We start from the raw sequence: 12,874 nt of genomic DNA, 5'->3' as shown, positions 1-12,874 counted from the left end.
ATGCTGCCCACGCCTTACAGCACAATAGAAAATAGTTGGCACCGTCGCCCCTGCGCAGGCAGGGGGCCAGTATTGTGTCTTTTGCTTTTACTCATTTCCACTTGCCACACGCATAAGACAGCCTAACATGCTAAGAATACTGGAGTCCTGCCTGCGCAGGAATGACAATGCCTGGGGTTGTTAGGGGGCCGGGCGAAGGCCCCCTGACCCTAGCGGAGCGGGAAACTAAAAAAGAAAAGAGGAATGGTGTGGCGCTTGCGCCGCACTAAACTATGCAGCCCCCAAAACGCTCCCCTTCCCCCCTCTACAATCCCGAATAACTTAATACATGATTCAAGCTCCTCTTCCCCACCACAAATGCCCCCCCTTGCCACACATAGCGGTGCAGTTCCCAGTCATCCAGCAGCAGCACGTCCAGCTTGCCTGTACATGCCGGAGGCAGGTTCGCCTCCAGCGCTTCCACCACGTCTTCCACAGGAAAATACACCCCTTCAAAGCTTATACGCAGGGTATCGCCTTCCACCCACATCCAGGGGTCGTCATTCTCGGTAATGGCCTGTGCCCCCAAAGGGGCGAGCACCCCTTCCATGGAGGCAGGGACAGGAGCGAAGGCGGCATATACCTTGAGTTGTGTTTTCACAGGAAGAATCCGTTTTGGTATGAAAGGGGGCCACACGCTGAAAAGTAAAGGAAATTGCATAAGCTTCGCTATAAAAAACATAATGAGAAAGACCTACGTTTCCCACCTTTCTTAAAAAAGCGAAGCCCTTGCGAGCGACATGGTGCGGCTTTGCGCGTCCATGGTGTGAGCAAGGGGGCTGTGCTTGGGCGAGGCGTTGGTGAAATGATAGAATTTTTCGTGCAGGCAAGGCGGCGGCAAATTTTTCAAGGGGCTGACCTCACGGTCTGCCCTGAAGGAAAATTCGCCGCCAACGTAGCCTGCGCGAAAAAGGCTAGTTTTACCAACGTGCCACGCCCAAAACAAAACACAAAGAATGCAGGTTGCCCTAAGCCTAGATTTTGCTGCCCAACCGCTTGGCGGAACTCATCCCACCCAGCACAGAGCGCGTGTTGGTAATGCCATGGGCTGCCAGGCCAAGTTGCGCCTCATACGAGCGCAAGCCAGTGTTACACAATACCACAATGGGTTTATCTTTGGGCACCTCGCCAATGCGGGCAGCAATTTCATCTTGCGGAATGCTGTGCCATTCACCAGGGTATTTTTCCACCATGGCCTCGGCATCTTTATGGGCGCGGGCGTCCAGAAAATACACATCGCCCTGTAGCCGGGCCTGCCACAGCGTGGCAAACTCTTCCGCTTCCAGGGGCACAAGCCGCCCGGCAAGAATATTTTCCGCCACGTTGCCAAGGGCATTGATAATATCCATGGCAGAAGCAAAGGGCGGCGTATACACCACCTCAAGGTTGGAAATGTCTTCCACCAGGCACCCATGCCCCAAAAGGTACGCCACAGCGTTTATGCGGGCTATCAGGGCGTCGCCATTGGGGGAAATGCCCTGCACGCCCAGCACGCGGTTGGTGCCGCGTTCTGCCACCAGTTCCAGGGTCATCAGGTCGCGCTCCGGGTAAAAATGGGCGCGGTCCAACTGGTTCATGTGTACCTTGATGGCATCAAAGCCTTCGCGCCGGGCCGCTTCAATGGTCAGCCCTGCCCCTGCGGCAGCGTAATCAAACAGCTTGATGCCCCAGGAACCCACGGCACCGGGGAAGGTGGCACTGCCCCCGGCCACGTTGGTGCCAATAACCCGGCCCTGCCTGTTGGCCATGGAGCCAAGGGGGAACCACCCTGGCTTGCCTGTAACCAGGTTTTTCACGCTGGCCAGGTCGCCCCCGGCATAAATGTTGGGGTCTGAGGTGCGCAACTGTTCATCCACAAGCACTTGCCCGCGTTCTGCCACGGCAAGGCCTGCGGCAACGGCCAGTTCTGAATTGGGGCGCACCCCGGCGGCCATCACCACCAGCTCGGCTTCAATGGTGCGTTTGTCTGTTACCACACGGGCAACGCGGCCCCCTTCCCCTTCAAAGCGCAATACCTTTTCCCCGGTGTACACCTGCACGCTGTGGCCTTGCAGGTCTTGCACCGCCATGTGGCTGAGCCCGTCGGAAAGAAAGTTGGGCAAAATCTGGTCTGCCAGTTCCACCACGCTAACGGGAATGCCCCACATGTCGGCAAAGGCCACGGCCATTTCAAGGCCAATAAACCCGCCACCCACTACCACTACGTGGTTCACGCGGCCAGCGGCCACTTCGGCTCGTAAAAATTCGGCTTCTTCCAGGTTGGTGGCAGCGGAAATGCCTGCAAGCTCCAGCCCCGGCAGGGGTGGCTTGAAGGCGGAAGACCCCATAGCCAGCACCAGCTTGTCGTAGGGCACGGTACTTACGGCCCCGGTGTCCACATTCTCCACGGTAATGGTGCGCTCTGCCCGGTTAATGGCAGTGGCACGGGTACGCACCAACACGTCTACCCCTTTGTGGGTTTTAAAAAATGCGGCATCGCGCAGGGTGTGGTAGGGGGTTTCTTGCAGCTCGTCTACCCGGTTTACTTCACCGGAAACATAAAAGGGAATGCCACACCCGCCGTAAGAAATGCGCGTGGACTGGTCTATAAGGGTAACATGCGCTTCAGGACACAGGCGCTTGCACCGCGCCGCCGCTTTGGGGCCAAGGGCCACCGCACCAATGACAACAACTCTTTCTGCCATAGGACACCTCGGTTACGTGAAACAGGGTTTGCCTGCCAAGGGAAGAAGCCACATTGCAGGCGTTATATACAGGGAAAATTGTAGTGCTTTTTACGGCGCAAGGCAAGGTAACGTGGAGCAAAAGTGAAGCGGAAGGTATGATGCTTGTAAACAACGCCACTTAACAAAAAAATCAGCGCTCCGTTAAGAAACGCTGATTCAATGAAATGAATCTAGGGGGACGCTGTCCCCCTACCCCTGCAAGGGACGTGACGCCCCTTGACCCCCATTCACTAAAGTTAAGGACGGTGAGAAGTGCTCAGTTTTTCGTTTGACAAGGCACGATGTAGTAAAAAAATAGGGGCTGGACTCTTCGGCCCTGCCCCCCTGATTCACTACAAGCAATTCTTTGGCTTTACCGCGTAGCCTCCCTAAAGCCGACGGCAGTCGCGAGCGTAGCGAGCCGTGGAGCGAGCCGTGGAGCGAGGGCGGAGGGAGCGGGTAGCTTTGCTGCCTGCTCATCTCCACGAAGCCCGAGCAGAAAAAGGAACCGCTCAGTTTTTCGTTTGGCTAGGCGCAAGCTTTTTCTGAAACAGGAGTGGACTCTTCCGTCCTCGACTGTTTCAGAAAAAGTGCAGCAACACCGCCAAACGGAAAAATCAGCGGTTCATTAAGTATACTTAGGGACTTCTTCTTTTATAACCTGAATCGCCATATTCCCCTTCACCGTGCCGCACGCGCCCCAGAACTTGGAAACACCCGCCAGGGTCACTTCCAGCAGTTCATCGGCGTCAGTATCCAGCATAATCACATCGCCTTCTTTCAGGCGCACTAGCTGGTTGCCCGTAAGCTTGGCATGACCAAAGTTCACCTTCATGTCCACAGGGGTTTCCATAAGGCGTTCTTTCAGGCGGCTAACCCACACGTGGTCCACTTCCAGGCGCTCTGTTTGAAAGCTGGCGTGCAACTTGGAGCGAATGGGTTCAATGGTGGCATAGGGCAGGCAAATAACCAGGGTGCCAATGGCGGTTTCCAGTTCCACTTCAAAGGAAATAACCACCACTACATCGCTGGGGGGCACAATGGCAGCAAACTGGGGGTTAATTTCAGAACGCACCAGTTCAAGGCTCACATCATGCACGGGCCGCCACGATTCTTCCATATTCTCCAGAACAATCTTGATAACCTTGTCTACAATGGCCTGTTCAATACGGGTAAATTCACGGCCTTCAATTTTTGGCTGGCTGCCCTGCCCACCAAAAAAGTTTTCCACCAGGGCGAACACAAGGCGTGCGTCCACAACCACAATGGCGTTGCCGCGCAAGGGGTCCATTTTAAAAATATTGATACTGGTGGGCACAGGCAAGGAACGCATGAAGTCCCCGAACTTGGTCATATCAATGGAAAGGGGGTTCAGTTCCACACGCTTTCGCAGCACGTTGGAAAGGCTGTTGGTACACAGGCGGGAAAACCGGTCGTTCACAATTTCAAGCACAGGCATGCGCCCGCGTATGATGCGGTCCTGGTTGGCAAGGTCGAAGGACACAATGCCGCCCTCGTCCTCTGTCACATTGGTTTCCGTTTCTATTTCGCCGCCGGAAAGCCCCCGGAGCAGGGCATCCACTTCATCTTGTGCAAGTATTTTGTTCATCCACCACCTCACTCATTTCCATTCACAAGCCCGCCGAACGCGCACAGCCTTATGCAACAATCGCTTTGTACCCCCCAAAATGGGGCTTACCTACGCCACCCGGCAGGCACCATGCTGCGCCAAATTACCGCGGCAGCAACATACCTTCTGTGGCAGTTGCAACTTCTGCGCCAAACATGCAGGCCAAAGCGCACGTTGTATTCACCTTGCACCGCGGAAGCATACCCCTTTCCCCCTGTTACAGCAAGAAGAGTAAAGCGATACAACCAGTTATTTACTCCCTGCCGGCGGGCAAATAGTGTGCACTTCCCTCAAAGCCATACGGCAGCTTGCCAACACCGCCCGTTTTGGGCAGGATGCACCCCATACTGTTGCCGTATTTTTGACACCTTCAGCCTGCCGGGAGTTCCATGCGCCGCGCTTCTGCCTTCAACCCGATTGTAGCCTTGCTGCCCAGCCGCTACCGCAAACTGGCCCGCGTTATTATTGTTCTTTTGCTTGCCGCTGTGGGGGGTGGGGGTTCCCTGTTTTTACAGGGCAAGGCGGTAAAAGTTGCCGATGGCGACACATTGACACTGCTGGACGGAGCCACCACCCGCACTGTGCGCCTGTACGGCATAGACGCCCCGGAACACGGGCAAGCCTTTGGCGAGGCTGCCGGGGAATTTACCCGCCAGCGCGCCCTGTTCCAGCCTGTAGCACTGGAAGTGTTTGAAACAGACCAGTATGGCAGGCAGGTGGCCCTTGTGCGCCTGGCTGATGGTAGCGTGCTTAATGAAGAACTGATTCACAACGGCCTGGCCATGGTGTACCGCAATTACTGCAAAGAAGCGTTCTGCCAGCGCTGGCTTGCCCTGGAAGAAGAGGCCCGCATTGCCCGGCGGGGCTTGTGGCAACAAAACAAGCCCACCCCGCCTTGGGTTTGGCGGGCCAAGGGTAAGAAGCGCTGATTTATTCCGTTCCAAACAAGCAAAAGACCACTTGTTAGCATTTCCCCTCGCATCAGCGCACAGGCAACGCAGCCGCCATTTGCCCTTCCACGGAGGCTGTCACCATGCACACAGCACCCACGAAGTCACTGTTAATACTTACATATTCCTGCACGTCTTTCGCTTCCACAGCAATATTGCACTGGGCCAGCGCTTTCACCGTTAGGTCAACCACACTTTGTGGGACATCCGGGTGCGGCTGTGCCATGCTGCCAAATGCCCGCAACCTCATATACAGCCCACGAAAAGCCACCAAAGAAAGTGGCACGCGGCTACCGCTCCCCATGTCCCATTCCAGGTCAAAGGGAACCAGCGTTCCTTGCTGCCAAAAGCAGTTAAACGGGGTGCAGTCAAAATAGTTGCCGGGCACCATGGGCGTTCCACCTGCGGCTTTTTCACTCACACCCTCAAGCAAGGCAATAAAAGGCCGCACCCATTGGCACACATCTTCCACTGTCCAGCCTGGGGTGTTCACAACAGGCAGCAGCAGTTCCGTATACACGGGGTTGCCGTCATACCTTACCGTGCTGGTATTCATGTGTATGCCTTTGCCTTCTGCCCCCATGGCGGCCACCGCTTCCAGCACCAGCGGCTTTTTCTCCACCCGCACTTCTTCCCCTTCACGAATAAACAGCGTTTCCTGCAAATATTGCGGCAAGCGCTTGCCCCCGTAATGGTAGGCAAGAATATCCGGGTTCAGGGGAGGTGTTTGGGCATCCGGGCTGGCAATGTAAAAAAAAGAACTGCACAAATCCTGCATCAGCCCATTGTCCACCAAACTGCGGGTGACGCTTTCCAGGGAAAACGTGGGCTGGAAATACTGCATGTCATAGTGGAACGCATCACTGATAAGGGGCGTTGGGTCTATGTTGGGGCTGCTTCCGTCAAAACAGCTCTGGTGCAGCACAGTGCGCGGAATTTTATAATCTGGCAGGGGTATCATTTGGGTAAGGTGGGCAAACCCGGCCTTGTGCAGCAGGCCTTCCAGTTCACGCCGGCCCCATGTGGCAGTTGAAGTAGGCGTGTACAGGTTGTTAATGCCATGGTACGGCTCCAGGAAGTGGTCTTCCCGCGCCCCGGCAAAATATTTAATGCCCAGCTTGTTTTCAATGGCAAGCAACAGGTGGCCCCCCGGCTTGAGCCAGCTTCGGGCAATTTCCAGCACGCGCAGTTCCGGGCAGGGGCTTTGGCTGTCAAACTGGCGGGCATACTCCAGCACCCCGATAAGAGTGACCACGTCAAATTTGTGCGCCCATTGAAAATCCTGAATGGTGTCATTCACCACCACAGCAGAAGAAAGCCCTTGTGTACGCATAACGTTAATGCGGCTACGCATGGGGCTGCCTTCCAGGGCCACCACCCGGCGGGCCTGTTCTGCCAAAAAGCGGGTGAGCGCCCCGCACCCGGCCCCCAGTTCCAGCACCTGTGCCCCTTGCAGCAGGGAACGCACCGGGTGCAGCAGGTTTGCCCGTTGGGGAGTAAAGTGGTAGTATGGTACCCAGCCCTTGCACAAACCAAGCATTTCAATGGAATACGTACTTCTGTCTGTGCATGCCGCCACGGCCGCAGCCAACTTGTTTTCCGCTGCTTGTCCGTCTGAATAGGCGAAGGGAGCCGCATTGTGGGGCGTTAAAAAACCATGGGCATTTTTTGCATAGCCCCGTGGGTTGAGTCCACTCATGAATATTGCTCCTTTCTGCGCACAAGGCAAAGTTCAGCCCGCATTTCCCTTTCGCTGCGAAAGGTGTCGTATTGATTGCATTCATAACTGTGCAGGCCTGATGATGCTGTTATTCCATTGACACAACGGCCTTGCAGATGTTTACGTGCATGAATCATACCACCATTTGAGACCCGTACAACACTTTTACACATATACAGGCATACGCTATGGACTTCATTACTCGCATATTCCCCAACTTCAACAACTTCCTCATTGTTTTTGGGCCTGCCGCCTTTGGCATTGTGTGCCATGAAGTGGCCCACGGGTATGCCGCCTACCGCCTGGGCGACCCCACAGCCAAGGCCCTTGGCCGCCTTACCCTGAACCCCCTCAAGCACATAGACCCCATGGGCACTCTCATGTTTCTGCTCACTGCCCTTATGGGGCCGTTTGTGTTTGGCTGGGCCAAGCCAGTGCCCTTTCAGCCACGCTTTTTCCGCAACCCGCGCAACGGCATTGTGCTGGTGGCCATTGCAGGCCCCCTGGCCAACTTTGCCGTGGCCCTTTTGTGCGCTTTTATTTACGTAGGCACATTGGTATTTGCCACAAAGTACATGCCAAATAGCCATTCAACGTCACTCTTATTTCTTGTAAAGGCATCCGAGGCAGGCATTTTTATTAACTGCGCCCTGGCCTGGTTTAACCTTATGCCCATTCCCCCCCTGGACGGCAGCCATGTGCTCAGCCGTTTTTTACCCCGTCAACTGGCCGTTCAGTATGAACAACTTGCCAGATACGGCTTCCTCATCCTTATCTTCCTGCTGTACTTTCGGGTATTAACCCCCATTATTCTGCCCCTTATACAAACAAGCTACTCCGTTATTCTGGCCATTCCGGCCTTTGTCTTTGGGGTAACGCTGTAACGGGCCGGGGTACACCAACGCCTCAATCTTGCCATCTTCCGGCTTGTACCTTAGGGTGCAAAGCACACCCGGCGCGTGCAGCGCAGGGCTGGAACATTTATTACTGACCACACCCGATTACGGGAGGAACCATGACTGCCCACACCACCGAGAGTCTTGCCCACGCTGCCAACAACCGTGCTGTTTCCGGCATGCGTCCCACAGGCGCCCTGCACATAGGCCATTATTTTGGCGTACTGAAAAACTGGGTAGCCATGCAGGAAACCATGCAAACCTACTTTTTTGTGGCAGACTGGCACGCCCTGACCAGTGAATATGAAAACCCGGCCCGCATTAAAGAATTTATTCCTGAAATGGTCAAAGACTGGCTGGTGGCCGGGCTGGACCCAGAGCGCAGCGTTATTTTCCGCCAGTCTGATGTAAAAGAACATGCGGAACTGCACCTGCTGCTTTCCATGCTTACCCCGGTAAGCTGGCTGGAACGCTGCCCCACCTATAAGGAAATGCAGCAGCAACTTGCGGAAAAAGACCTTTCCACCTACGGCTTTCTTGGCTACCCCGTGCTTATGACCACCGACATTATTATGTACCGGCCCCGTTGGGTGCCCGTGGGCCAAGACCAGGTGCCCCACGTAGAAATGACACGGGAAATAGCCCGCCGCTTCAACCACCTGTACGGGCACTTTTTCCCGGAACCAGAAGCCCACCTCACCCCTTCTGCCAAGTGCCCAGGGCTGGATGGTCGCAAAATGTCCAAAAGCTACAACAACACCATTCAGTTGCGTGAAGGCATGGACACCCTGGCCCCAAAAATCAAAGGGATGCTTACAGACACAGCCCGCGTACGCCGTGCAGACCCAGGCGAGCCAAAAAACTGCAACCTGTACCCCTACCACGAACTGCTTACGGAAAAAGACGTATGTGCCGAAATTCAGTCCGGGTGCCGTTCCGCTGCTCTTGGCTGTGTAGACTGCAAAAAAATACTGCTTGAACGCCTTGGCCTGTTCCTTGCCCCCATGCAGGAGCGCCGGGCACACCTGGATGAAAACCCCGCCTATGTGCGTGAAGTGCTGGAAGCCGGGCGAGAGCGGGCCCAGGCCGAAGCCCAAAAAACCCTGCACCATGCGCGGGAAATGATGGGGCTGTAAGCCTGCCCATTACTTACGTGCAACAAGCACCATGGCCCTGCTGGGCAAAAGCCCCCTGCTTGCCCCTGCGCCGTAATATTCTTTTAGAGCATTTTACCTTTGAAAAGTTGTATTCATTTTCCGTAATACACATGGGCAAATCAACATAACCAAAGGTAATAATAGAATAAAACGACACACTTCGCGAATGTTCGCTGCGCGTCCACAGAGCATTTCAAAGTTGAAATGCTCTAAGACTATTCTGCAATGGCCTTCTTTTATAAAAACACTGTTCCCCATGTAAAAAAACAGGCGACCCGGCATAAGCTGGGTCGCCTGTTTAAGGTCAATGGGGCTGTGGTGGTTAGGAAAGCACTGATTAAATCGTAATTGGGAAACGCCCGCAGGGCGGGAGCCGAAGGCCGAGGTCCAGGACGGGCCGAGTCAACTCTTCCGTCCATGACTGTTTACCCTAAAGCCGACGGCAGTCGCAAGCGTAGCGAGCTGTGGAGTGCGAGCAGCGGGTGCGGGTAGCCTCGCTGCCCGCACATCTCCACGAAGCTCGAACGGAAAAAGGGCACGCCGCCAAACGGAATAAATCAGCGTTTCCCTAACCGCCGCAGCGAGTAAAGGCGCAGGCTGGGCACATAAGACACCCTTCCTGGAACACCAGTCCTTCATCACAATCTGGGCAGTGTTGCGTGCCCAGGCCGTTTTGTTCATGCACGGAACGGTGGGCTTTAAGGTAGCGGTTTTCCATCACCCAGGCAATACCGTCGGGGATAGACTGTACCTGGCCCTGCTTGCCTTGCATAAACACAGGGGCTTCCCCCCCAATACCTTTGATCTGGCGAACAATTTCTTCCACTTCAATGCCGGAACGCAGGGCCAGGGAAACAAGGCGGCCAATGGCTTCGGCTTTGGCAGTGGTGGAACGGCCAGACTTGCCAATGGTGGCGAACACTTCAAAGGGTCTGCCTTCCACTTCGTTAATGGTCACATACATCAGGCCGTGGCCGGTATTCACCTTTTGGGTAAAGCCATATACAAGGTCGGGGCGGTGGCGCACAGGGCGGTTGCTTGCTTCTGCGGCAGCTTCTTTCTTTTCACTGTCCCCAGTGTACAGCACTTGAGTAGACTTGCAGCCGTCGCGGTATACAGTAACGCCTTTGCAGCCCTGCTCGTAGGCCATCCAGTAAATACGGCGAATATCGTCTACTGTGGCAGAATTGGAAAGGTTCACCGTTTTGGAAACAGCATTGTCTGTGTAGTCCTGGAAGGCGGCCTGCATTTTCAGGTGCCATATGGGCTCAATGTCCATGGCGGTCACAAACACTTCGCGCAATTCTTCCGGCAGGTGGTCCATGGCATGAATGGAGCCTTTCTGGGTCACGGCTTCCATAAGTTTGGGACTGTAGCAGCCAGCGTCCTTCAGGGCTTGTTCAAAGTGGGGGTTTACTTCCACCAGGCGCTCGCCGTCCATAACGTTGCGGGCAAAGCACAGCGCAAACAATGGCTCAATGCCGGAAGAGCACCCGGCAATAATGGAAAGGGTGCCGGTGGGAGCAATGGTGGTAACGGTCGCGTTGCGGTAAGGGCCCTGTTCCCGCTTGGCAAAAACAGAAGTGGCATAGGCAGGGAAGGGGCCACGTTCTTTGGCCAGCAGCTTGGAACCCATGCGGCCTTCTTCGTTAATAAAGCCCATAACCTTTTGGGCAAGGTTCAGTGCTTCCTGGCTGTTGTAAGGAATACGCAGCAGGAAGAGCAGGTCGGCCCAGCCCATTACACCCAGGCCTATTTTGCGGTTGTTGTGCACGTTCTGGGTAATGGCTTCCAGGGGGAAGCGGGAAGCATCAATAACGTTATCCAGAAAACGCACCCCAAGGTGAATGACCCGGCGCAGTTCTTCCCAGTCAACAGCCTCTTCCCCTTCCTTGCCGGGAATGAAAAACTTGGCAAGATTAATGGAGCCCAGGTTGCAGGCCTCATAGGGCAGCAGGGGCTGCTCGCCGCAGGGGTTGGTAGATTCCATTTCCCCCTGGTCCGGGGTGGGGTTGTCGCGGTTGATGCGGTCAAGGAACACAATGCCCGGGTCGCCACTTTCCCATGCTTTTTGCACAAGAATTTCAAAGACCTCACGGGCATTCAGGTGGCCTGTTTCTTCTTTGTTGGCGGGGTTTACCAGGGGGTATTCCTCGTCCTTTTCCACGGCTTTCATGAAGTCTTCCGTCAGGGCCACGGAAAGGTTGAAGTTGTTAAACTCCCCTTCGCGTTCCTTGGCACGAATAAATTCCATAATGTCCGGGTGGTCTACGCGCAAAATGCCCATGTTGGCACCGCGGCGTGTGCCGCCCTGCTTGATTTGTTCTGTGGCGGTGTTGAAAATTCGAAGGAAGGAAAGGGGCCCGGAAGCCACACCACCGGTGGAACCTACGCGGCTATCTTTGGGACGCAAACGGGAAAAGGAAAAACCGGTGCCCCCGCCAGATTTGTGGATCATGGCGGCGTGCTTCACGGCGTCGAAAATTTCTTCAATGGAGTCGCCCACAGGCAACACGAAGCAGGCAGAAAGTTGCCCAAGGTCGGTGCCTGCATTCATCAGGGTGGGAGAATTGGGCAAAAACTTCCATTCGGTCATTACGTCGAAAAACGCACGGGCAAGGGGGTCTGCCTTCCAGGAAGAATGCTTATACTTGCGTTCTTCACCGGCAATGGCAGTTGCCACACGCCAAAAAAGGCCACGCGCATCTTCCAGGGTTTCAGCAGCAGCGCCTTTACGGTAATAGCGCTTGGCAAGCACAATTTCTGCGTTTTGGTTGACATGAACAATGGGCAGGTCGGCGGGTTGTTTCATTTTCTGCATAGTTTTGTGCGGGTTAAGGATTAAAAACAGATCTGGCTGGGAAGGACTCTCTTCTTAAAAAGACTATTGTAACACTGCGTTTTGCGTGCTTTTTCCATCCTGTTTCGTTCTGCCTTCGCAGGTCAAAACATGGCCTAAGTCACAAAAAGTATTCATTAATCGGGAACGTTCATTTCCCTTATTTGTACTTTTTGGAGCGTCTTCCTTGTGGGAAGCCGCCTAAAGACTATTGTGCAATAGTCTTTAAAAAGAATGTGCGCAAGGCATGGTTGCCGACTAATGGCAAAAACACAGCCCTGTTCCTGTTGCAGTACCAGTTATTATTAGAAAAAGATAATCCGCAGAATGGGTGTGCATTAATTTTAACCATTCATGCCTGCGGAGTTGGAGACGATAGCAAAAATTGCCCGACTCTGCCAGCGAATGATTATTTTCATAAAGGGCGGGTTTACAAGGGTTTTGTGAGGTTGACAGCAGTATGTTGCTGGATTTTAAGCACTAAAAAAAGTAAAAAAAAGAAGGATGAGAATACTGCTTTTTCGGGCATCTCCCTCTCTCCCAACTACTTCACGGTTAAATTTCCAACGCTTCAGGCTTGGGGTAGCAATGCCCCATAGCGGGTGCGTCTTTTTTAAAAAACATATTGTGTGATGCGAGCAATGCAAAGGGCAGAACCTTACGGCTCTGCCCTTTTATCATTCTTCACGCAATGTTGGTAAGAAAACGTAATGAATCACAGTTTCCACAGCAAAAACAATAGCTGAATGGCCTTTGGGAAACGCTCAGTTATTTCGTTTGGCAAGGCACGAGTTATTTTTGAAGCAGGAAATAGCTTTTCTATGCTGCCCCTTCCCTAAAGCCGACGGCAGTCGCGAGCGTAGCGAGCCGTGGAGTGAGGGCGGAGGGCACAAGGCAGCTTTGCTGACTGTGCATTTCCACGCAGCCCGAACGGAAAA

9 protein-coding genes are annotated in these 12,874 nt (G+C 54.2%); 4 read left to right on the top strand and 5 right to left on the bottom strand.

The window, feature by feature from the left end; translation table 11 throughout:
• Nucleotides 1-304 precede the first annotated feature (304 nt).
• The 3 genes from G497_RS19315 to fliM all read right to left on the bottom strand — a co-directional run bounded on the left by G497_RS19315 (nucleotide 305) and on the right by fliM (nucleotide 4,353).
• A complete protein-coding gene (locus tag G497_RS19315; RefSeq protein WP_156908090.1) occupies nucleotides 305-640 on the bottom strand; it encodes a hypothetical protein in 336 nt (111 codons plus the stop codon).
• A 373-nt stretch (nucleotides 641-1,013) separates the two neighbouring features.
• Nucleotides 1,014-2,723: an FAD-dependent oxidoreductase gene (locus G497_RS0111875; protein WP_027188307.1), complete on the bottom strand. Its 1,710-nt coding sequence runs from the start codon at nucleotides 2,721-2,723 to the stop codon at nucleotides 1,014-1,016.
• A 649-nt stretch (nucleotides 2,724-3,372) separates the two neighbouring features.
• Complete coding sequence (fliM, locus tag G497_RS0111865) at nucleotides 3,373-4,353, bottom strand: flagellar motor switch protein FliM (protein WP_027188306.1); 981 nt, start codon at nucleotides 4,351-4,353, stop codon at nucleotides 3,373-3,375.
• Nucleotides 4,354-4,763: 410 nt separating this feature from the next.
• Here fliM and G497_RS0111855 point away from each other — a divergent pair, with 410 nt between their 5' ends.
• Nucleotides 4,764-5,303: a thermonuclease family protein gene (locus tag G497_RS0111855; RefSeq protein WP_051258092.1), complete on the top strand. Its 540-nt coding sequence runs from the start codon at nucleotides 4,764-4,766 to the stop codon at nucleotides 5,301-5,303.
• A 52-nt stretch (nucleotides 5,304-5,355) separates the two neighbouring features.
• Here the strand turns inward: G497_RS0111855 and G497_RS18025 are convergent, their stop codons facing one another.
• Complete coding sequence (locus G497_RS18025; RefSeq protein WP_051258091.1) at nucleotides 5,356-7,023, bottom strand: class I SAM-dependent methyltransferase; 1,668 nt, start codon at nucleotides 7,021-7,023, stop codon at nucleotides 5,356-5,358.
• Nucleotides 7,024-7,232: 209 nt separating this feature from the next.
• Between G497_RS18025 and G497_RS18020 the strand changes: the two genes are divergently transcribed.
• Nucleotides 7,233-7,928: a site-2 protease family protein gene (locus G497_RS18020; RefSeq protein ID WP_051258090.1), complete on the top strand. Its 696-nt coding sequence runs from the start codon at nucleotides 7,233-7,235 to the stop codon at nucleotides 7,926-7,928.
• A gap of 131 nt (nucleotides 7,929-8,059) precedes the next feature.
• Nucleotides 8,060-9,076 (top strand): tryptophan--tRNA ligase, encoded by a 1,017-nt coding sequence (gene trpS / locus G497_RS0111840; RefSeq protein WP_051258089.1) that lies wholly within the window; start codon nucleotides 8,060-8,062, stop codon nucleotides 9,074-9,076.
• Between the two features lie 589 nt (nucleotides 9,077-9,665).
• Here the strand turns inward: trpS and G497_RS0111835 are convergent.
• On the bottom strand, nucleotides 9,666-11,909 hold the full coding sequence (locus G497_RS0111835) for a vitamin B12-dependent ribonucleotide reductase (protein ID WP_034637797.1): 2,244 nt from the start codon (nucleotides 11,907-11,909) through the stop codon (nucleotides 9,666-9,668).
• A 263-nt stretch (nucleotides 11,910-12,172) separates the two neighbouring features.
• Between G497_RS0111835 and G497_RS20200 the strand changes: the two genes are divergently transcribed.
• Entirely contained in the window at nucleotides 12,173-12,535 is a 363-nt protein-coding gene (locus G497_RS20200) for a hypothetical protein (protein WP_156908088.1), read from the top strand.
• Nucleotides 12,536-12,874 lie beyond the last annotated feature (339 nt).

Origin of the sequence: Desulfovibrio cuneatus DSM 11391, from assembly GCF_000430005.1 — a bacterium.
In the GTDB taxonomy this organism is placed as follows: Bacteria; Desulfobacterota; Desulfovibrionia; order Desulfovibrionales; family Desulfovibrionaceae; genus Frigididesulfovibrio; species Frigididesulfovibrio cuneatus.
Note: the sequence above shows the minus strand (reverse complement) of the source record. Positions and strands in the feature narration are given on the sequence as shown.